The organism is Desulfotomaculum sp. OF05-3, from assembly GCF_003435535.1.
Lineage (GTDB): Bacteria > Bacillota > Clostridia > Lachnospirales > Lachnospiraceae > Pilosibacter > Pilosibacter fragilis.
This window is the reverse complement of record NZ_QWGO01000020.1, coordinates 27,579-46,928: the sequence shown is the minus strand read 5'-3', so window position 1 is coordinate 46,928 and position 19,350 is coordinate 27,579. Positions and strand designations below refer to the sequence as shown.

Here is a 19,350-nt window from a genome sequence, read left to right as displayed (position 1 = left end):
AACCGAAAAAAGCCGCCCTCTGGCAGCTTATTATTTTTCTTTTCTCGGATAGTAACTGGCAGTATTAAGGGGGAGAGGTGTGGAGAGGGGGAAAGCGAAAAAAAGGCTATCCACCCAAGCAGACAGACCTGTCCCTTGATGTGTGGCTATCGTTCCTGTGCCTTGCTTCTTTGCAGATGGCGGTTATAAAACTCCAACGCCTTGACCACAAAATCGGATTCTTTCCCTTTGGGTACAGATTTGGGAATGAGCTTGGTTATCCTTTCATCACGGAAAGCAGGCTTTTCTCTCTGGTTCGGTTTTTCTTCTTCCATAATGGAACTAATCACCCCGTCTGTCAGCTTTCCCTCCTGCCTATACTTTTTCATTTTGATAGCCTGTGCAAGTGAGGGCGTGGCGTCATTATATTCCATCGCTTCAAGCAGGGTGTACTGCTGTTCCTCGGAAAGATAAGAAATTTCCACCGCAGGACGGAACGCAATCTGACGCTCATCCACCATTTGCAGAATTTCGGGTACAAGCTCGGTTAAGCGGATATAGCGTTGTATCTGATTACGACTTTCACCAACTTTTTCGGCAAGCTCGGCATCAGACCTCAACTTTGTCCCCAATGGGGACGAAGTTAAATCACTCCGCTGTCCTTGTCTGTTCATCGCTTCCAACCGCATCTTATAGGCAAACGCCTTTTCACTCGGTAAAATGGTCGTTCTTTGCAGGTTGCTCTCCACCATTACAATAATGGCTTCATCACGGGAAAACTCCTTGACCTCACATTTCAGCGTATCAAGCCCCGCAAGCTCACAAGCCTTTTTTCTCCTGTGACCGCTAATCAGCTCATATCTGCCGTCCTCCTTCAAACGGACAGTCGCAGGTGTCATTACACCGTTTCTTTTAATGCTGTCAACAAGCTGTTCCATATCCTCATCCATTAAAACCTTAAAGGGATGGTCTGGAAACTCATCAATTTCAGAAATGGGAATATCCCTTATCTTACTTAATGCCGCTTCTGCACGGCTTTCGTCTGTCTGAAAAAGGTCATCGTATGCGGTCAGCTCGATGCTGCTTTTTCTGCTTCTCGCCAATATCTGCCACCTCCTTTCCAAACTGCTCATAAGCTGCGGCAACCTTACCGCCTTTGTCGTAGGCGAAAATGCTTTCTCCCTCTGCGGTAGCTTCTACTGCACGGATAGAATGTGGTATCTGAGCATCAAAAACTTTGATATTCTGACCGTATGCACTCCTTACCAATGCGGTCACTTCCTTAGAAATGTTCGTGCGTGGCATTACCATCGTCATTAAGATACCGTCAATCCGAAGATGGGGATTGATCTGCCGCCTGACTTTTGACACAGAGCGAAGCAATAACTCCAGACCTTTTGCAGAAAGATAATGCGGCTGTGTCGGAATAACTACGCTGTCAGCCGCCGCCAATGCGTTGATTGTCAGCATACCCAAGCTCGGCATACAATCAATAAGCACATAGTCGTAATTCTTTTTGACCTCGTTAATACAGGTCGTCAGAACACGCTCACGGCTGATTGCATTGATAAGCCTTACTTCCAGACCTGATAACTCAATATTTGAGGGTAACAGATCAACACCCTCGCTGTGATGCAGGATACCTTTCTGAACATCAAAAAGTTTATCGTCGATGATGTCCTGCATAATCGTCGCAAGGGATATGGGCAAATCATCTGGTCGTGGATAGCCAAGCGACATTGTAAGATTCGCCTGTGCGTCTGCATCCACAAGCAGGACTTTCTTCCCCTGCTTCAATAAACACACACCCAGATTGACGGCTGTGGTGGTCTTACCCACACCGCCTTTCTGATTGGTCAGAGCGATCACTTTGCAATTTGACATATAGCGTCCTCCTTTCGCTTTTATTTAGCCGCTTTGTCAAAGGCGGCTATGTACTTCGCTCTGAATGTTGCGGTGAACGCAAAAAAGCCGACTGGCTGTTACACCAATCGGCTATGTATCCATTTCTATATTCAGTTTTCAATTAAGGATAAGGCTTTCTGTATCTGCTCCATATCCCACCTATCGGGGAAAATGACCGCCATAATACGGAACGCATCATATAAGCCTGCCAAATAGGAATAATCAGAGTATTCCAAGCTCTGCCTATCTCGGTAATCTAAAAAAACATCACAGACCTTTCTCTGTTCCATTGTCAAATCAAGTTGTTCATAGTTTCGTTCCGCCTTATCCCTTTCGTCACTTTCTTTTTGATAATCCTCGCTGCGTGTGAGCATTTTATAGACGGTATCCTCTTTTAATTTCTCCGCTGCAATTTTCACAAGCTCGGCAAAATCTTTGTCATACATCACAACCTCCTACACCAATACTTTTAGTTTCTTCACAGGGGCGTTTATGACTTTGACAATCAGCTCGTCAACACAGTCTGTATATCTGCCTTGCTGAATAAGTTGATTTTTCAATTCCACAAGGCTATGTAAAAGGATTGTTCTTTCCTCACTATCCAGATATGCGTGGTATTTTGTTTCTCTCATTGTCAGCACCTCCGTTCTTGACTTCATTATATAGAAGAATGGGTAGGGTACTCAAATGTGTAATAGGGGTAAAAAATAAGCGTACCACTATTTCTAATGATACGCTTATCTGCCCTTATACAAATGAATGTCGCCTACATTTTTGTGGTAAGGTGGACACTACATAGATAAATATATTTCAAAAAACCTTTATTTTTCGTTTGTGTTCCCACACCCGATATCTATTACCACCGAAACATCAAAATAGTTTTTTAGGTGTTTATTGCGTGAATTTTTGCCCTCTGAAGTAAAGGTAAAATGTTTCGCAAAGTGCCTAAAATAAAGGATTTCTACGAGTTTTTCTTTTGTATCAACACAATAGTCTCCACATGGCTGGTGGCCGGGAACTGGTCCACAGCCCATGCCTTCTCCGTCCTATACCCTTTCTTCTTAAAATACGCCAGATCTCTCGCCAGCGTCTCTGGATTGCAGGACACATAGACCACGCGGTCCGGATTCAAGATCGCTACAGCATCCATAAATTCTTCTGTGCTTCCGCTTCTCGGCGGGTCCATGAAGACTACGTCGGCGTGGGCATTCTGGGAAGCCATCTGGACCATGAATTTTCCGGCATCGTTGTTGTAGAAGCGGATGTTTTTCTCGCCGTTTGCCTTCGCGTTTGTTACGGCATCCCGGACGGCATCCTTGTTTAACTCGACGCCAATGACTTCCTTCGCGGCAGACGCTACGACGATTCCGATGGTTCCGATTCCGCAGTAGGCGTCAACAACGGTCTCTTTTCCGGTGAGTCCTGCTGCCTCGATCGCCAGGTTGTAGAGCTTCTCCGTCTGAACCGGGTTGATCTGGTAGAAGGATTTTGAGGAGATCCGGAATTTCTTGCCACAGAGGACATCGACAATAAATCCAGGTCCGTAAAGCACATGTTCCTTTTCCCCGAGGACCATGCTGGTGTCGCGGCCATTTACGTTCTGCACCACGGTCGTGATCTCCGGGTGAACCTTTCGGAGCGCCTTCACGAAGTTGTTCTTCGACGGGAACACCGGGGACGCGGTGATCAGGACTACCATGATCTCCCCTGTGGCATGGGCGGTGCGCACCAGGACATGGCGCAGGAAGCCGTATCCGGTATCCTCATCGAATACCTTCATTTTGAAGGATGGAAGAAGTTCACGGATCGTTCCGATGATCTCATCCGCCTTTTTGTTCTCGATCAGGCATGTCTCCACCGGGAGAACCGTGTGGGTTCCCTCTTTGTATACGCCGGAGATGATACGGCCTTTCCTGTCGCGGGCCATGACTGCATGGACCTTGTTCCGGTAATGGAACGGGTCGTCCATGCCGATGATCTCCTCAACCCTGCAGAACGGGCGGAGAAGATCAGAAACCTCTTTCTTTTTGTGCTCTAACTGCTTCTCATATGGCATATCCAGATACTGACAGCCGCCACAGGTCTTGAAATGTGGACAGAGGGATTTTTTCCGCTCTGTTTTTGCTTCTGCCTGGACAGATGCATTTTTTCCTCGAACATGTGCTGTTTTGCGGTCATCCTGGCGTTTGGCTGCGGATGCCGCCTTCTTTTTGTCACCAGCGTTCACGTTTTTCTCCCCTGTAGGATTCCATGCTCCGCCATACTTTTTTTCTAATTTTTCATCAATATATCCCAGCTTTTTTTCTACACTTTTATCCTGATTTCCGTAGTTTCTTCCGTTTCTTTTCTCTGTACCGCTGACGAAATTCTGCGTTTCTTTTCTTCCGCTATTTCTTTCGGTCTTCCCGTTCACATTTCTTCCATTATTCCCGTTTCTGCCAGCGTTCTCTTTCTTCCAGCTCTTCTTTCCATTCTCCCCGGCACCTTTAAACTTCTTTTCCCTGTATTCCATAATAAATATTTCTCCATTCTTATCTGAAACATTCCGCTTGATTCCCGGAATGCGGATGATTATAATAACACATAAAGTATAGCGTTTTTTCCCGGAATATTCCACTGAAACTTTTTATCTGGGACAATTCCGGCCGTTATACACAGTTGGGCATTTTCTGAGCTGAAAATACCGCATGATACATGCAGATTTTGCCGGCTTAGAATGCAAAGCATCAGTAAAACCAGTTGTAACTGTTCCTCACATTTTCAAGAAAGGACGCAGCATCTGGACACTCCAGACACTGCCGAAAAACAAATCATGAATAATGAATCCAATACCCCTGTTGCCGAATCCGGACGCCCGAAGGACGTCACTGGACGAATCGAGACCGAAATCCGCACCTACGATCTCCTGGACTCCTTAAATATTCCCTACATGCGCTTTGACCATGAGGCCGCATTCACCATCGACGCATGCAACGGTGCCGACGAAGTCCTTGGGATCCATATCTGCAAGAACCTCTTCCTCTGCAACGCCCAGAAGACGAAATTCTACCTTCTCCTGATGCCTGGACATAAGAAATTCAAAACGAAGGTTCTCTCCAAACAGATCGGTTCCGCGAGACTTTCTTTTGCGGATGATGACCATATGAAGGAATTTCTTGGTCTGACTCCCGGATCTGTCAGCATCATGGGACTCATGAATGACCCTGAGAACCATGTAAAGCTTCTGATCGATTCTGACGTCTTAAAGGACGAGTATTTCGGCTGCCATCCGTGTATCAACACCACAAGCATGAAGCTCAAAACGTCCGATATCATGGAGAAATTTCTTCCGGCTGTTCATCACGAGCCGACGATCGTGGATCTTCCATGGGAGGAATAAAAACAGCGTTTTCCACCAATCATCGTAAGTACCAGTTTTCCCACACGCTAAAGTCACCTGTAGAATCCATTAACAGGAATTATTTTTAAATGGTAACTATTCAGTACCTTCATAGTTACGTGCAAAAATCCATTCCAGATCAGCTTCGCTGATGGGATTTTTGCCTTCCAGCCTATGTTTTCTTACGGTCAGCGCAGCAAGTGCGCAGACCTACTGAACAGTTACTTTAAATGTATATCTACAAAAAGAAGAACAGGAACGCAGATCTCATCAAGAGACCGCGTCCCCGTTCTTCTTTTTTATCCTTTATTCTATCCTGAAACCTTTATCCGCTCACTGCGCATTTCCGCAGAAAGCATACCATTTTCCCGGCCACAAAGCATCCAAAATGTGCTGATCTGCCGCCCGTTCCCCGGAAGCTCCGGTTTTACTGCATCACACCATTCGCATCAAACGTATAGCCGACGCCATCGATCGTCATCGTCGTGCCTGTCACCATAGCACCTAACTCAGACGGATCCAGATAATACCAGTATCCATCCGGATTGATCCAGCCGCTCATTCTTCCGCCATCACGGTAGAAGTACCATTTGCCTCTCTCATTCTTCCACTCACCGGCATCCACCGCGGTTCCCTTAGTGACCGGAGCATAATCCTTGTAAGCGAATTCCAGGCATACATTTCCGTTGATTCCGTTTACACGCCCCTTATCCGTACACTGCCAGATTGTGCGACCCTCATATGTACCGTCCGCGCCGTATCTCGCAAGCCAGATATCATAGTGGATCTGCTTTGTGTCCATCTCGGTCGTAAATTTGCTGTAGTCGCTGTATACGATCGGTGTGTAGCCTGCCGCAGCGATCGTATCACAGAATGCGTTTACCACATCTGTGAGCTCCTGAACCGAAAGCTCCAGGATATATTTTGACTCTACATCCACAGCGATCGGGTACTTTACATTGTATCCGGATACTTTTTCTACTGCATATTTCGCAGCCGCCTTCGCTTCCTCCACAGTTTTTGTCTGAAGATAGACATACGGAGCTGTCTGAACTCCATTGTCCGAAGCTCCCTTCATATTTTTCTCATAATTCGGATCCATGGTGTAACCACCCTCATATCCGTAAGACATCATCTTAATAAAGGCGAATGATATATCATCTGCCGCAACCTTCGCCCAGTCGATATCTCCCTGCCATTTTGCAACACTGATGCCGCGGAGAAGCGCTCCCTCTATTGTTTTTCCATTATTATCCACATAAACACCATTTACCTTTTTCCATGCATTTGCAGGATCCGTTACACTGGTATCCGTGGATGCCTTATTCTGCTCATCATAACCTGGTCCGATCTCATCCGCAAACGCGGTAAAACTGCCCTGTGTGATCATTATTGCCGCAAGGACTGCTGCCATATATCGAAATTTTTTCTGAAACATTCTGATTCCGCCTTTCTTCTCTGTCCGTGTTTTATTCCTTAAATATTTTCCATCTTCAAAGCTGCACAAGAAACCGTTGTGACTATGAGGATGCTGAACGGTTACAAACAGTTTTCTTTAAGTCTTCACAAGTATACTACAATTTCCCTCTTTTTTTATTAAGAACTTCTTACATTTTCGTTGTCACACCTCTAAGACTTTGTGGCAAAATTTCGTCCAGGATAAAAGTCGCCAGTTTCCTGACAGCCTTCCCTGTGCCGCAAAAACAAAAGAACCCTTGAAAACCAAGGGTTCCGGAGCGGAGACGGAGGGATTCGAACCCTCGTACCGGGATGAACCGATAAACGCATTTCGAGTGCGCCGCGTTACGGCCGCTTCGCTACGTCTCCAGGATGTCTGTCTCTTTAAAAAAGGCAGACTACATATTATTATACATATTTTTTCAGATTTGTATAGAGAAATTACAAAATAATTTTCACCAGCTTGCTCGTGCGTCGGTTTTCATCTCAAAATGCTTTGCAAGCTTGCCTGCATAAACATTTTTAAATGAGAACTGATATTAGGCGAACGCCAAATGCTTCTTGTTTTCATGCACATGAAAACAAGAAGCCAGCAGGCATCAATCCACTAATTCCCCTCCGCAAAATAAGCATCCACTGCTCCGGCGATCCCGCTCGCGATTTTCCCCTGGTAACCGTCATCCTGCAGCCAGGTATCCTCATCCGGATTGCTTAAAAATCCCATTTCAAACACACAGACCGGAATCTCGCACCAGTTGATATCGGAGGAGCTGTCCGTCTCCTGGACGCCGCGGTTTTTCGTGCCTGTGGTGCCGCAGACGGTGTCAACGATCTTCTTGGAAAGATTATAGCTCTTGTCGTGAAGACTGGCGTTATAAGGATTCTGGGACGTCATGCAGGTGGACAGGGCGCCGTAGACGCTGGAGTTATCCATAGTACCGGCATGAAGACGGATCAGGATATCCGCTCCGCTCTTGTTTGCCGCCACAGACCGCTCCGCGCTGCTCATATTCACATCATGGCTCGTGCGGATCATGACGACATGATAGCCGCGGTTTATAAGCTCTTTTTCCAGCTTTTTCGCCACTGTCAGCGTCACCTCGTACTCCGGGACTCCGCTGGATGTTCCCACCGCGCCTTCCGGCATCTTTGCCTTCATGGTCGTGGAGGATGGGCCGATAGGCTCTTTTGAGGTGTTCGCCTTCGCCTGATGTCCCGCGTCGATGGCAACGGTGTGACCGTTAAACGGAATCTCCGGCGCAATCTCAGCATCATCGCTTGCAGCCGCCGTGTAAGCCGCCGCAGCCGCCTCTCTCGCGGCCTCGACGCTCTCCGCCTCGGACATCCCAGAGGACAGTTCTTCTGATTCTGAAGCCTCTTCCGCCATTTCTGAACTCTCAGAAGCCGCATCACCACTCTCTGTATCTGCGCTTAACGGTTCCCCGGCAGTTTCTCCGAGCGCCTGCACGTCCGCATCTCCGGATCCGGAAGGTTCTGTATCCGTGCTTTCTGCCGCCGGGTCTGCACCATTCTCGGACATTTCAGACGCCGTCTCACTGCTCAGATCCACCGCCTCATATTTCCTCGTCCCATTGCATCCGGTAAGCACCAGCGCGAAAAAGACCGCAGAAATAAGGAATCGGAGGAGTCCGTTTTCCTTTTTCATCCTGCTCATAGGATCGTTCCCCCTCCGACTACACATCCATTTTCATAGAATACAACTGCCTGTCCCGGCGTGATGGCACGCTGCGGTTCTTTAAACTGACACTCCACTGTTCCATCCGGAAGTTCCCTGATGGTACAAGAGGATCCCTTGTGGCTGTAGCGGATTTTCGCGAGAACTTCTCTCTCCTCGCCGTGAAGTCCGTCGATCGCCATCCAGTTCACATCCCTGCAGATCAGATGATCGGAAAACACATCATTCCCCTCACCGATGACGACCTCGTTGGTCTCCGGACGGATCCCTGTGACAAACACCGGATGTCCCATCGCAAGATTCAAGCCCTTTCTCTGTCCGACGGTGTAGTGGGTGATTCCCTTATGTTTTCCGAGGATCACGCCGTTTTTGTCCACAAAGTTTCCGCATCCCGGAACATCGGACGCCTCGCGCTCGATAAATCCGGCATAATCGTTATCCGGCACAAAGCAGATCTCCATGCTGTCCTTCTTCTTTGCCACAGTGAGACCACGGTCCTCGGCGATCTTTCGCACCTCATCCTTCGCGTAATCACCGATGGGCATCAACGTCTTGGAGAGCTGGAACTGGGTCAGGTTGTAGAGCGCGTAGGTCTGGTCCTTCGCCGCCGTCACGGAATTGCGGATCGTGTAACGTCCGTTCGGCAGCTGGCTGATCCGGGCATAGTGACCGGTCGCAATATAATCGGCACCGATCTCCAGGCTGCGCTCCAAAAGCGCCTCCCATTTTACATAGCGGTTGCAGGCAATGCACGGATTCGGTGTCCGTCCGTGCAGATACTCCGCAACAAAATAATCAATGACATTCTTCTGGAATTCTTTCCGGAAGTTCATAACATAGTAGGGAATTCCAAGTGTCCACGCGACACGTCTCGCATCCTCCACCGCACTGAGTCCGCAGCATCCGCCGTTTTCCTCAACCGTACAGGAATCCTCTTCCTGCCAGATCTGCATGGTGACCCCGATCACGTCGTATCCCTGTTCCTTCAAAAGGCAGGCGGCAACCGATGAATCCACGCCTCCGGACATTCCTACCACGACTTTTTTCTTCATTAATATTCCTCGTCCTCTTCATGCTCACTGATATCGGACACTGGCTTCTGTAAGCCTTTGATCTCGATATGGTGCTTTTCTGCATAATCCCAGAGTGCTGCATGGATCGCTTCCTCTGCAAGCAGGGAGCAGTGAACCTTTACCGGCGGAAGTCCGTCAAGTGCTTCCATAACTGCCTTATTGGTTACTTCCATCGCTTCCTCGATCGTCTTTCCCATTACCATCTCTGTCGCCATGCTGCTTGTAGCAACTGCAGCGCCGCAGCCGAAGGTCTTGAACTTGCAGTCACGGATGATGTGACTCTCGTCATCGATATCGAGATAGATTCTCATGATATCGCCGCATTTTGCGTTTCCGACAGTACCTACGCCGCTGGCGTCCTCAATTTCTCCCATGTTTCTCGGGTGCTGGAAATGGTCCATTACTTTCTCTGAATACATTATTTTTTCCTCTTACTTTCTGTTCTTCTTAATGAAATCCTCATAGAGTGGGGACATTGCGCGAAGCTTCTCCACGATCTTCTTAAGGCAGTCTACAGTATGGTCGATCTCTTCCTTCGTTGTCTCCTCGCTTAAGGTAAGGCGTAAGGATCCGTGCGCGATCTCGTGCGGAAGTCCGATAGCTAAGAGCACATGGGACGGATCCAGGGAACCGGATGTGCATGCAGATCCGCTGGATCCGCAGATTCCGTCCATGTCCAGCATGATGAGTAAGGACTCACCCTCGATGAACTGGAACGCGAAGTTCGCGTTGTTGGAGAGACGGTTTGTGCGGTGACCGTTTAAGCGTGTGTACGGAATCTCGTCCATAACACGTCCAATCAGGTAATCGCGGAGTTCTGTCTCTTTCTTCTTATTATTCTCAAGTTCTGCCATTCCGATCTCGACAGCTTTTCCGAGACCGACGATTCCCGGCACATTCTCAGTTCCGGCACGGCGTTTTCTCTCCTGGGCACCGCCATGGATGAAGGAGCGGAGCTTTAAGCCTTTTCTGATGTAGAGGAAGCCGACTCCCTTCGGTCCGTGGAACTTGTGTCCGCTGGCGCTTAACATGTCGATATGGTACTCATCCACATTGATCGGCTCGTGGCAGAATGCCTGAACTGCGTCGGTGTGGAAGATAATTCCGTTTTCATGGGCGATCTCACCGATCTCTTTAATCGGCTGGATCGTTCCGATCTCGTTGTTTGCGAACATTACAGAGATCAGGATCGTATCCGGGCGGATCGCCTTCTTTAACTCGTCGATGGAGACGGTGCCGTACTCATCCACCGGGAGGTATGTGATCTCGTAGCCGCGCTTTTCAAGATATTCACAGGTGTGAAGGATCGCGTGGTGTTCGATCTTTGTTGTGATGATGTGTTTTCCCTTGGATGCATATGCCTCCGCAGTTGCGATCAAAGCCCAGTTGTCGGACTCGGAACCGCCGTTTGTAAAGTAGATCTCATTGTCCTTTGCGCCGAGAGCGTTTGCTACAGTCTCTCTTGCTTTTGCGAGGGCTTCCTTGCACGGGGTGGAAAACTCATATACCGCGGAAGGGTTTCCGTAATATTCTGTATAAAACGGCAGCATGGCTTCCACGACTTCCGGACGTACCTTTGTCGTAGCCGCATTGTCGAGATAGATTACTTTCTTCATTGTTCCGCCTTTCTGTAAAGCTTGATCATCCAGTCTTGCTGTTATACCGCCGCAAGGCTGAACTGTTACCATTTATTTTATGCCATGACCCGAAAGTCAGCTCCCAAAAAGGCGCGGACAGGCCACAGATATCCTACATTATATACGAAACCGGTTGGGAATTTCAACCGGTAATCTTATGTTTTTTCAGAAATACACAGTAACTCGCTAAGTATTTAGGAAATCCCCGTATTTTCAGCGGTTTCAGCCGTCATATCCATCTCTTATTTCCACATATATATAACAGAATCCTTCTGCCTCAACGGAGCTGCCCATGCCTTTATCCCATAAAACTCACCCACTGATCACCGGAACCCTTCTCCTCACCGCCGCCGGACTTCTTTCCCGGGTCCTCGGCTTTTTCTACCGGATCTTTCTCTCCCGGACGATCGGTGCGGAGGGACTCGGAATCTACCAGATGATCTTCCCAGTCTACGGAATCTTTTTCTCCCTCTGCGCCGGGTCGATCCAGACCGCCATCTCCCGCTTTACCGCAGCGGACCCGGACCATGCAAAGCGGACGCTGCTCTCTGGCTTTTCTTTATCCTTCGCCATGTCTCTGGCCGCCGCCTTTGTGATCCGGCACTTCTCGGGCCCTCTTGCGGAACATGTCCTCATGGAACCGCGGTGTGCCCCGCTGCTCTCCGTCATGGCCTTCGCGATTCCGTGTACCTCTGTCCATGCCTGCATATGCGGGTACTATTACGGAAAAGAAAAAGTCTCCGTCCCTGCGGCCGCCCAGCTTTTTGAGCAGACGATCCGGATCTTTACGGTATTTCTGCTGGTGTCTGTCTGCATCGAAAAACGGATTCCGGTCACAGTGTCACTTGCCGTATTCGGGCTGGTTGCCGGGGAAGCCGGATCGGCGTTGTTTGTGCTGATATTTTTTCTTTTATTTCATGAGTTTCACGAAAATACAGGCAGATCCTGCAGGATTGGCCAAAGTTCCATAAAAAATCCGCTTTTCAGGAATTCCGAACGAATTCCGGATCTCTCTGGCAATCTGTTCTCTCCCATGTCCGCCCTCCTGGCCCTCGCTGCCCCACTCATGGCAAACCGTCTCATCCTGAACCTTTTGCAAAGCGCGGAGACGATCATGATCCCGGAGCGCCTGACCGTCTACGGACTCACCCGTTCCCAGGCCGTCAGTACATATGGAACTCTCACAGGCATGGCGATGCCTTTTGTCCTCTTTCCATCGGCCCTGGTAAACTCCCTGGCTGTGGTCCTGCTGCCCGCCACTGCGAGGCACCAGTCCGCCGGAAACGACTCCGGAATTGCCGCCGGGATCTCCATGTCCTTCCGATACAGCCTTTATCTCGGAATTTTTTGCATCGGGGTCTTCACAGTCTTCGGAGATGCGCTGGGCTTACAGATATTTAAAAGCCAGGACGCCGGATCCTTCATTCAGATCCTCGCCTGGCTCTGCCCGTTTCTCTATCTCGCCACCTCATCCGGCAGCATTTTAAATGGGCTCGGAAAAACGAAACTCACGTTTTTCCATCACCTGGTCTCACTTCTCATCCGCATCGCCTTCGTGTGGTTCGGGATCCCGGAGTTTGGGATCCGCGCATGCCTCTGGGGGATGCTTGCGAGTGAGATGCTTTTAGCCCTGCTCCATATTCTGGCGCTCCGAAGGATCGTCCCATGTGACTGGAACGCATGGATATTGATCGGAAAGCCTGTTTTCTGCCTGCTTTGCGCCCTGTGGCTCTTCCGGCTCTTTCCGGAAACGCTTCCGCTTCCGGCAGGACTCCCGGATTTTTTCCGGACTGCAGTGCAGATACTTCTTTTATCCACCATGTATCTCCTGTTTCTGCTGTTTTTTCACAGAAAACAGAGTCCGGCCTCTACATGATCACTCGTCGAATTCCACCGTCACATAATACCCGCGGTCATTCTGGATAATATCCTTCACGATGCCCTTTTTGCTCTTCAGTCTCTCCGTAAACCGGAACAATCCCGACATCGCCACTGCCGGCTCGATCATGTAGTTCACATTGACCGGCGTGATGGACTCGCTGACATCTACCTCCTGTCCGACCTCCACAAGGCCCGGACGTTCCATTTTAAATACGATCTCTCTCATTTTTATCCTCTTTTCTATTTACGGTAACAGGCATTCCAGAAGCCGTGAAACATTTCGTCGGTACCTTCTGGTTCTCACTTTCCGCCTTGTATCATCGCCACAGGCAGTTTCTTCCGGATGCCCAGTGACGTAAAAATGCCGCCAGACCGCTTTTTTAGCGTTTCCTGGCGGCATTACCTTTTTACTTTCCCGGCATTGCTGCCATGTTCTCTCAAACCTGTCTGACGAGCTTATTTCCCCTCGTAAATGATCGCAGAATCCACATCATATTTCTGCAGTTTATCTCTTCCCTTTAATCCCGCAAGCTCCATCACAAAACAGATCTTAACGACCTCTCCGCCAAGCTCTTCCACAAGCTTTGCGATCGCTTCCACGGTTCCGCCTGTCGCGATCAGGTCATCGATGATCACGACCTTCTGGCCCGGCTTGATGGAATCCCTGTGGAGCTCGATGGTTCCTGTGCCGTACTCCAAGGCGTACTCCATAGAAACGGTCTCTCTCGGAAGCTTTCCCGGTTTTCTCGCCGGAACAAAGGATTTTCCCATCGCGTAAGCAACCGGTGTTCCAAAAATAAATCCTCTGGACTCCGCTCCAACGACCACATCGAAATCTACGTCTTTTACCATCTCAAGGAGAGAATCGATCGCCAGCTTTAATCCATCCGGATCCTGTAAAATTGAAGTGATATCACGGAAAATAATCCCCGGCTCCGGGAAATCCGGGATGCTTATTACATACTCTTCCAGCTTTTTCATAATATTTATGGTTCCTTTCTGATTCGATCCACGATTGCTTCTATTTTATCACATGTATTTTTTTCTGGCAACCATGAGAAAAAGCAAAACGTCGGTTGAATACCTACCTTTTTTGTAGTATAATCAGAGCAGTTCCAGATTCCGCATGATGAGCGGAATCTTTGTTTGTTTCATCTGCAGATGCCCTCTGAGCGCATTTCTGCAGAATAATATCACAAAATTGTTCCTTATCGGCACAGTTATAACATTTTTTAGGAAGTCCAATGATCTGAACATCTCACATCTTGTCAGATCACTGTTGAAATTGGTGAAAGAATCATGAAAATATCTACAAAAGGTCGTTATGCACTGCGCATGGTCATCGACCTGGCTGAACATGCCGACGATGGCTTTATCTCCTTAAAGGACATCGCCGCCCGCCAGGGTCTCTCAAAAAAATATTTAGAGCAGATCGTTCCACTCTTAAACAAGACCGGAATGCTCTCCACCACCCGCGGCTACCAGGGCGGATACAAACTCGCAAAATCCCCGTCGGAGTGTACCGTCGGTGCGATCTTACAGACCACTGAAGGCAGCCTCGCCCCGGTCTCCTGCCTCGAGCACACTCCAAACCCCTGCGAGCGCTGCTCCGCCTGCGACACGCTCCCGGTCTGGGAAGGCCTAAACCGCGTCATCATGGACTACTTAGACGGAATCACGATCCAGACGATCCTGGATCAGAAGCATGAGCTGGAGGAAAAGCACAGACTGGCGGCTGAGGAGATCTTAAACAGTGTGAAGGGTCCGTGTCAGTCATAAAATCTGCGGCTTTGTGACTTTTTTATATTGTATTTTATATATCGAAACAAAAAAGCTTCGCAAAAAATTGTCTTAAGGCAGTTTCTTACGAAGTTTTTTCTGTGCCTGTTCAACGGCACAGACCGTTACAGATTTATATATTGGGGACGGCAGCATGGCATCCACATATATTCCACTTCCGTCCAACAATAGAACAGCGGTCACACATATTGCTACGCAGTGACCGCTGTCCTGTATTCGTTCGTTAATTGAGGGGGATTTTTTCCAGCACAGCTCGACGCACGGCTGAACTGTTGGGGGATTATTCCTGTAATGTCTTAAACGCCTCGTCCAGATCCTCGATGATGTCGTCGATGTTCTCTGTACCGATGGAGAGACGGATCGTATTCTGTTTGATGCCCTGGTCCGCTAACTCCTCGTCATTTAACTGGGAGTGAGTTGTGGAAGCCGGATGGATCACGAGAGACTTCACGTCAGCAACATTTGCAAGTAAGGAGAAGAGTTCGAGGTTATCGATAAACTTCTTCGCTGCCTCTGCGCCGCCTTTGATCTCGAAGGTGAAGATGGAGCCGCCGCCGTTCGGGAAGTATTTCCTGTAGAGTCTCTGCTGTTCCGGATCATCGGATACGGACGGATGGTTTACTTTTTCTACAAGCGGATGGTTGTTTAAGTACTCAACGACCTTCAAGGCGTTCTGTACATGGCGCTCTACACGGAGAGACAGTGTCTCGAGTCCCTGCAAGAAGATGAATGCGTGAAACGGGGAGATCGTTGCTCCTGTATCACGAAGTAAGATCGCACGGATCTTTGTAACGAATGCTGCTCTTCCTGCTGCCTTTACGAAGCTTACACCGTGGTAGCTCGGGTTCGGCTCAACTAAGGACGGGAACTTTCCGCTTGCTTCCCAGTCAAAGTTGCCGCTGTCGATGATCACACCGCCGATGGTGGTTCCGTGGCCGCCGATGAATTTTGTCGCGGAATGGAATACGATATCTGCGCCGTACTCGATCGGTCTTACAAGGTACGGAGTTGCGAATGTGTTGTCGACAACCAGCGGGATCTTATGTGCGTGGGCGATGGAAGCCAGCTTCTCGATATCAACGACATCGGAGTTCGGGTTTCCAAGTGTCTCAACATGGATCGCTTTTGTGTTCTCCTGGATCGCATTCTCTACCTCCTCGTAGTTGAACGGATCAACGAAGGTTGCTGTCACGCCGTACTCCGGAAGTGTGTGTGCTAAAAGGTTGTATGTTCCGCCGTAGATGTTCTTTGCCGCAACGATGTGGTCACCTGCATGAGCAAGGTTCTGGAATACATAGGTTGCTGCTGCCGCGCCGGAGGCAACTGCCAGTGCCGCAACGCCGCCCTCCAATGCTGCGATCCTCTTCTCAAATACATCCTCGGTCGGGTTTGTCAGCCTGCCGTAGATATTTCCTGCGTCTGTGAGTCCGAAACGTGCTGCCGCATGCTCGCAGTTTCTGAATACATAGGAAGAGGTCTGGTAGATCGGAACCGCTCTCGCGTCTGTCACCGGATCCGGCTGCTCCTGTCCTACATGAAGCTGTAATGTCTCAAATTTGAAGTTTCTCTCCGCTCTTGTTTTCTTTGCCATAGTGATTTTCCTCCTCTTATTCCGGATCGGGACATCGCATTTCATTCCCGAAAAATTTCTTATTTTCATTTACCAACCATCCTATCTGGTTGCAAGGTAATAGTACCATATGTTGGAAAATCTGTCTAATTGGATGTACTCAAGGTTTGCTATAGGTTTTTCCTATTGCTTTATGCTGCGTCAAGGCACCGCAGGAATCATGATCTTTTGCACCCTTTCCGGCATTTCTCATACACTGAACATATAGAACGATCGCAAAGAGAGGTCTTTTGGTATTATGAGAAAATTTCTGGCACCGGTTCTTTTTGTGTTTACGGCGGCGGCTCTGCTCACCGGGTGTAAAAAGAACGCGGAATCCTCCTTAACTCCCGTGACTTTAAATGAGGTTGCCCACTCCATCTTCTACGCCCCCCAGTATGCCGCCATCGAGCTGGGGTATTTTGAGGAGGAGGGAATCGACCTGACACTGGTAAACGGTGCAGGGGCTGACAAGGTCATGACAGCCCTGGTATCCGGGGATGCGGACATCGGGTTCATGGGATCTGAGGCGAGTATCTATACTTATATCCAGGGCGATGATGACTATGCCGTAAACTTCGCCCAGCTCACCCAGCGGGCTGGGAACTTCCTCGTTGGACGGACACCGGAAGCTGATTTCAAGTGGGAAAACCTCATTGGGAAGAAAGTTTTAGGCGGCCGTGCCGGTGGCATGCCCCAGATGGTCTTTGAGTATATCTTAAAGAAGAACGGCATCGATCCCACAAAGGATCTCTCCATCGACCAGAGCATCAGCTTCGGTCTCACCGCGGCGGCGTTCACCAGCAATGATTCCGACTACACCGTCGAGTTCGAACCCTTCGCCACAGCCCTGGAACAGGAAGGAAACGGCTATGTAGTCGCGTCCCTCGGAAAAGACTCCGGCTACGTCCCTTACACGGCCTACAGTGCAAAAAAAAGCTATATTGAAAAGCATCCGGAGATCATCCAGAAATTCACAAATGCGATTCAGAAAGGCCTCGACTATGTGAACACCCACTCCGCCGAGGAGATCGCCGAGACGATAAGTCCGCAGTTTAAGGAGACCGACACCGAAAAGATCGCGATCATCGTGGACCGCTACAAAGAGCAGGATACCTGGAAAGAAAATACGGTCTTTGAGAAGGAAAGCTTTGAGCTTCTCGAGAACATTCTGGAGGAAGCCGGTGAGCTTGACACGCGGGTTCCTTATGAGGATCTTGTGAATACGGGGTTTGCGAAGGCAGCCGCAGAGAAATAACCTTTTAATCGGAGAGATCTGAATTTTTTTAATCATTGTAACTGTTCAGCAGGTCTGCGCACTTGCTGCGCTGACCGTAAGAAAACATAAGCTGGAAGGCAAAAATCCCATCGGCACAGCCGATCTCGAGTGATTTTTGCTTGTAACTATGAAAGTACTGAGGTTACTAATCATTTAAATTCAGATCTCTCCGATATTTTTATACTTCCTCTCCTCTCATTCTCCACCATCCCATCATCCACTTCACATAGTCAGAAAATCCAGCGGGATCCACATCCCGGTCCGCAATGACAGGGATGTTTCCGATCTCCTCCCCATTAAACCGGTAGTGCAGCGTTCCAAGCTGGTCTCCCGCCTTTACCGGGGCCTTTGCGCTCTCTTCCAGCGTCAGTTCCCGCTCCACACCGGAAAAGTCCTCGCCGTGGAGTCCCAGATATGTAAAGGTTTCGCCGTAGGAAAGTTCCACCTCCGGCTCTTTTCCGCCTGTCACGGAGAGTTTCGGAAGCTCCGGCGGCGTCTCATCCTTATAGAGCCTGCAGTTTCCAAACCCATAATTTAAAAGCGTCACAGCATCCTTAAATCTTGCCTTATAGTCCGGTGCCGCCATGATCGCGGCGATAAGCTCCACGCCGTCCTTTTTTGCTGTGGCGGAGAGACAGTATTTTGCGATACTGGTGGAACCTGTTTTCAGCCCCGTCACCTCGAAATTCGTCGCCATCTTTAAGAGCTTATTTGTGTTTGAGAGACCGAACTCCTTTGTCCCCTGCTTCGTCACATGGGTGATATTCTCCATCCAGATCGTCGTGTAGTTTGTGATCTGCGGGTATTTTGTGATAAGTTCCCTGGACATCAGCGCGATGTCCCTCGCCGTAGTCACATGTTCCGGGGAATCCGTGAGTCCACAGCAGTCAATGAACTTCGTGTGCTCCATCCCCAGGCCTTTCGCCCGCTCATTCATCATCTTCACAAAAGTCCCCTCATCGCCTCCGATAAACTCAGCCATTGCCACCGACGCGTCGTTGCCGGAGGCGATGACGATGCACTTAATCAGAGTTTCCACTGTCTGGATCTCGCCCTCCTCCAGGAACACCTGGGATCCGCCCATGGATTTCGCGTGGGCGCTTGTCACCACCTCGTCTGTCAGACGGATCTTCCCTGACTGCAGGGCGTCGAAGATCAGGATCAGCGTCATGATCTTTGTGACACTGGCGGGATTTCTCGGCTCATCCGCGTTTTTCTCGCAGATCACGGTCCCCGTGGATGCCTCCATGAGGATTGCGGACGGAGCCGTGATCTCCGGGCCGGTGTACGGTGTCAGCTCCGGCTGCATCTGCTGTATTTCCATGATCTGATTTCTTATATCCTTTTTCCACGTCCCTTCCCTCATCATCCCATATCCGCTCACCGGTTCCATCATGAACAGGATTCCGGCCATGATCCCACAAATGCTTCTTTTTCCCACTCTCATATTTCTACTCCCGACCTGCCTGCTGTTCCATAAAATTTCTCCGCCCGGACGCCATTTTATTCCGCCCTGCGGCACGCTTTTCATGTTCTCAGCCAGTTTTTCTCCTTATAAAATATGGCCCGGACATCCCCCTTTATGTCACTGCTTACAAAATGCTTAATTTTTCTATTTCTCGTAGCGTCGGACATGGGGTTGTGCTATGATAGA

General features: G+C 49.2%; 18 protein-coding genes and 1 tRNA gene. 4 read left to right on the top strand and 15 right to left on the bottom strand.

Annotated elements, in window-relative coordinates; all coding sequences use genetic code 11:
* Positions 1 to 146 precede the first annotated feature (146 nt).
* From DXA87_RS11455 to rlmD, 5 genes are all read right to left on the bottom strand, one after another.
* A complete protein-coding gene (locus DXA87_RS11455; protein WP_117504467.1) occupies positions 147 to 1,082 on the bottom strand; it encodes a ParB/RepB/Spo0J family partition protein in 936 nt (311 codons plus the stop codon).
* Entirely contained in the window at positions 1,036 to 1,863 is an 828-nt protein-coding gene (locus tag DXA87_RS11450) for an AAA family ATPase (RefSeq protein WP_117504466.1), read from the bottom strand. Before DXA87_RS11450 ends, DXA87_RS11455 begins: the two co-directional genes overlap by 47 nt.
* 131 nt (positions 1,864 to 1,994) lie before the next feature.
* A complete protein-coding gene (locus DXA87_RS11445) occupies positions 1,995 to 2,330 on the bottom strand; it encodes a hypothetical protein (protein WP_117504465.1) in 336 nt (111 codons plus the stop codon).
* Positions 2,331 to 2,339: 9 nt separating this feature from the next.
* The gene (locus DXA87_RS18175) at positions 2,340 to 2,516 is read right to left on the bottom strand and encodes a hypothetical protein (RefSeq protein WP_009320322.1); all 177 of its coding nucleotides are present in this window, start codon (positions 2,514 to 2,516) and stop codon (positions 2,340 to 2,342) included.
* A 329-nt stretch (positions 2,517 to 2,845) separates the two neighbouring features.
* Positions 2,846 to 4,396 carry a 23S rRNA (uracil(1939)-C(5))-methyltransferase RlmD gene (gene rlmD / locus DXA87_RS11435; RefSeq protein ID WP_117504464.1) on the bottom strand — a complete coding sequence of 517 codons (1,551 nt, stop codon included), beginning with the start codon at positions 4,394 to 4,396 and terminating at the stop codon, positions 2,846 to 2,848.
* Between the two features lie 300 nt (positions 4,397 to 4,696).
* Here rlmD and DXA87_RS11430 point away from each other — a divergent pair, with 300 nt between their 5' ends.
* Positions 4,697 to 5,263: a prolyl-tRNA synthetase associated domain-containing protein gene (locus DXA87_RS11430; protein WP_117504463.1), complete on the top strand. Its 567-nt coding sequence runs from the start codon at positions 4,697 to 4,699 to the stop codon at positions 5,261 to 5,263.
* Positions 5,264 to 5,690: 427 nt separating this feature from the next.
* On the opposite strand, the gene DXA87_RS11425 is transcribed toward DXA87_RS11430, so the two are convergent.
* From DXA87_RS11425 to nifS, 6 genes are all read right to left on the bottom strand, one after another.
* Positions 5,691 to 6,701 carry a GH25 family lysozyme gene (locus tag DXA87_RS11425; RefSeq protein ID WP_117504462.1) on the bottom strand — a complete coding sequence of 337 codons (1,011 nt, stop codon included), beginning with the start codon at positions 6,699 to 6,701 and terminating at the stop codon, positions 5,691 to 5,693.
* A 299-nt stretch (positions 6,702 to 7,000) separates the two neighbouring features.
* Positions 7,001 to 7,090: transfer RNA gene (locus DXA87_RS11420), tRNA-Ser, on the bottom strand.
* A 238-nt stretch (positions 7,091 to 7,328) separates the two neighbouring features.
* Positions 7,329 to 8,396, bottom strand: coding sequence for an N-acetylmuramoyl-L-alanine amidase (locus tag DXA87_RS11415; RefSeq protein ID WP_242998044.1), 1,068 nt, complete (start codon positions 8,394 to 8,396; stop codon positions 7,329 to 7,331).
* Positions 8,393 to 9,469: a tRNA 2-thiouridine(34) synthase MnmA gene (gene mnmA, locus DXA87_RS11410; protein ID WP_117504477.1), complete on the bottom strand. Its 1,077-nt coding sequence runs from the start codon at positions 9,467 to 9,469 to the stop codon at positions 8,393 to 8,395. The genes DXA87_RS11415 and mnmA overlap by 4 nt, the downstream gene beginning before the upstream one ends.
* The gene (nifU, locus tag DXA87_RS11405) at positions 9,469 to 9,909 is read right to left on the bottom strand and encodes a Fe-S cluster assembly scaffold protein NifU (RefSeq protein WP_015553494.1); all 441 of its coding nucleotides are present in this window, start codon (positions 9,907 to 9,909) and stop codon (positions 9,469 to 9,471) included. Before nifU ends, mnmA begins: the two co-directional genes overlap by 1 nt.
* A 12-nt stretch (positions 9,910 to 9,921) precedes the next feature.
* Complete coding sequence (gene nifS / locus DXA87_RS11400; protein ID WP_117504460.1) at positions 9,922 to 11,106, bottom strand: cysteine desulfurase NifS; 1,185 nt, start codon at positions 11,104 to 11,106, stop codon at positions 9,922 to 9,924.
* Between the two features lie 313 nt (positions 11,107 to 11,419).
* Between nifS and DXA87_RS11395 the strand changes: the two genes are divergently transcribed.
* Positions 11,420 to 13,003 carry an oligosaccharide flippase family protein gene (locus tag DXA87_RS11395; RefSeq protein ID WP_117504459.1) on the top strand — a complete coding sequence of 528 codons (1,584 nt, stop codon included), beginning with the start codon at positions 11,420 to 11,422 and terminating at the stop codon, positions 13,001 to 13,003.
* On the opposite strand, the gene DXA87_RS11390 is transcribed toward DXA87_RS11395, so the two are convergent.
* Both DXA87_RS11390 and DXA87_RS11385 read right to left on the bottom strand, forming a co-directional pair.
* Positions 13,004 to 13,234 (bottom strand): hypothetical protein, encoded by a 231-nt coding sequence (locus DXA87_RS11390; RefSeq protein ID WP_015553497.1) that lies wholly within the window; start codon positions 13,232 to 13,234, stop codon positions 13,004 to 13,006.
* A gap of 230 nt (positions 13,235 to 13,464) precedes the next feature.
* Positions 13,465 to 13,989, bottom strand: a complete 525-nt coding sequence (locus DXA87_RS11385; RefSeq protein ID WP_117504458.1) for an adenine phosphoribosyltransferase — start codon at positions 13,987 to 13,989, stop codon at positions 13,465 to 13,467.
* 318 nt (positions 13,990 to 14,307) lie between these two features.
* Between DXA87_RS11385 and DXA87_RS11380 the strand changes: the two genes are divergently transcribed.
* Positions 14,308 to 14,787, top strand: coding sequence for an Rrf2 family transcriptional regulator (locus tag DXA87_RS11380; protein ID WP_021904784.1), 480 nt, complete (start codon positions 14,308 to 14,310; stop codon positions 14,785 to 14,787).
* A 301-nt stretch (positions 14,788 to 15,088) separates the two neighbouring features.
* Here the strand turns inward: DXA87_RS11380 and DXA87_RS11375 are convergent, their stop codons facing one another.
* Entirely contained in the window at positions 15,089 to 16,399 is a 1,311-nt protein-coding gene (locus DXA87_RS11375; RefSeq protein ID WP_117504456.1) for an O-acetylhomoserine aminocarboxypropyltransferase/cysteine synthase family protein, read from the bottom strand.
* A 277-nt stretch (positions 16,400 to 16,676) separates the two neighbouring features.
* Between DXA87_RS11375 and DXA87_RS11370 the strand changes: the two genes are divergently transcribed.
* Positions 16,677 to 17,675, top strand: coding sequence for an ABC transporter substrate-binding protein (locus DXA87_RS11370; RefSeq protein ID WP_117504454.1), 999 nt, complete (start codon positions 16,677 to 16,679; stop codon positions 17,673 to 17,675).
* 199 nt (positions 17,676 to 17,874) lie between these two features.
* Here DXA87_RS11370 and DXA87_RS11365 read toward each other — a convergent pair whose 3' ends face one another.
* Positions 17,875 to 19,020 (bottom strand): D-alanyl-D-alanine carboxypeptidase family protein, encoded by a 1,146-nt coding sequence (locus DXA87_RS11365; RefSeq protein ID WP_242998047.1) that lies wholly within the window; start codon positions 19,018 to 19,020, stop codon positions 17,875 to 17,877.
* Between the last annotated feature and the right edge of the window lie 330 nt (positions 19,021 to 19,350).